2 protein-coding genes are annotated in these 1300 nt (G+C 64.1%); both read left to right on the top strand.

Features of this window, described 5'->3' with window-relative positions:
* Window positions 1–385: transposase (locus tag ACFQ9V_RS20625; RefSeq protein WP_382460981.1), on the top strand; the 385-nt coding region annotated here is incomplete at its 5' end.
* Window positions 382–1260 (top strand): IS3 family transposase, encoded by an 879-nt coding sequence (locus ACFQ9V_RS20620; protein ID WP_382460982.1) that lies wholly within the window; start codon window positions 382–384, stop codon window positions 1258–1260. The genes ACFQ9V_RS20625 and ACFQ9V_RS20620, both read left to right, overlap by 4 nt.
* Window positions 1261–1300 lie beyond the last annotated feature (40 nt).

Raw genomic sequence — 1300 nt, 5'->3', positions numbered from 1 at the left:
TGGTGTTCCCCCGTTTCTTCGGTCACTTATCATCGGCCTTGTTTGGTTCGGGAGGTTGGTCTTTATGGCTAGACGTTTCCCTCGGGAGTTCCGTGTTCGTGCGATCGAGTTAGTCCGGATCAGCGACCGACCGTTGTCGCAGGTCGCCCGCGAGCTCGGCATCTCGAACTCCGCGTTGTATCGGTGGGTGGCCGAGGACGACTTCGCCAAAGCTGAGGCGGAGAAAGCCGCCGGTGTGGTCCCGGTCCTCGACGCTGATGAGCAGGCGGAGCTGGTGCGGCTGCGTAGGGAGGTGCGCCGGCTGGAGACGGAGAACGAGATCCTGAAACGCGCGGCGGCGTATTTCGCGAAGGAGAACGTGCTCCCAAAACATCTTTCCGACTGATCGAGCAGCTGACGACCCAGGACCCTCACCGGTTCAAGGTCGCGACGGTCAGCCGGCTGTTAGGGGTCTCCCGCTCCGGCTACTACACCTGGGCCAAACACCGAATCTCCGCCCGCAAGGCGAGGGATGAGGAGATCGCGGCGGTGATCGCCCGGCTCCGATCGGAGAAGGGGGCGTTCTTCCACACCTACGGGTCACCCAGGATGCACGCCGAGCTCCGGATGGGCCACGGCTTTGCGATCGGCCGGAAACGGGTGGAGCGGATTATGCGCGAGCGCGGCTGGGCCGGCGCCGTCAAACGCAAGTTCCGGTTCCGCACCAACCCCGCCACCAGCGAAGACAAGGTCAACCGCAACTTCCACGTTCCCGGCCCGAACCGGCTCTGGCTGGGCGACATCACCGAACACCACACCGCCGAAGGGAAGGTCTACTGCGCGGTCGTCCTGGACGCCTATTCACGGCTGGCGATCGGGTGGTCGATCGGCTCCCGGATGACCGCGGATCTCGTCGTCGACGCTCTGCAGATGGCCCGCTGGAGGAGGTTCGGGGTTCGCGGGGCGATCATGCACTCCGACCACGGTTCCCAATACACCTCCTGGGCCTTCACCTCCCGCGTCCACGAAGCCGGCCTGATCGCCTCCATGGGCTCGGTCGGCGACTGCTACGACAACGCGATGATGGAATCCTTCTGGTCCGGCATGCAGATCGAACTCCTCGACAGCCAACCCTGGGCCACCAGGCGGCAACTGGGGACAGCGATGTTCTCCTGGATCGAAGCCTGGTACAACCCCCGCCGAAGGCACTCCTCGCTGGGCTACCACTCACCGGCCGACTACGAGAAGATCGTCCCGACGACAGTCACCCTGGCTGCCTGAAACGACACATCAAACTGTCCGAGGAACCGGGGGAAGATCA

The sequence above is a fragment of the Leifsonia sp. NPDC056665 genome, assembly GCF_042791795.1.
Classification (GTDB): Bacteria; Actinomycetota; Actinomycetes; order Actinomycetales; family Microbacteriaceae; genus Leifsonia.
This window is presented reverse-complemented; position numbering and strand designations above follow the sequence as displayed.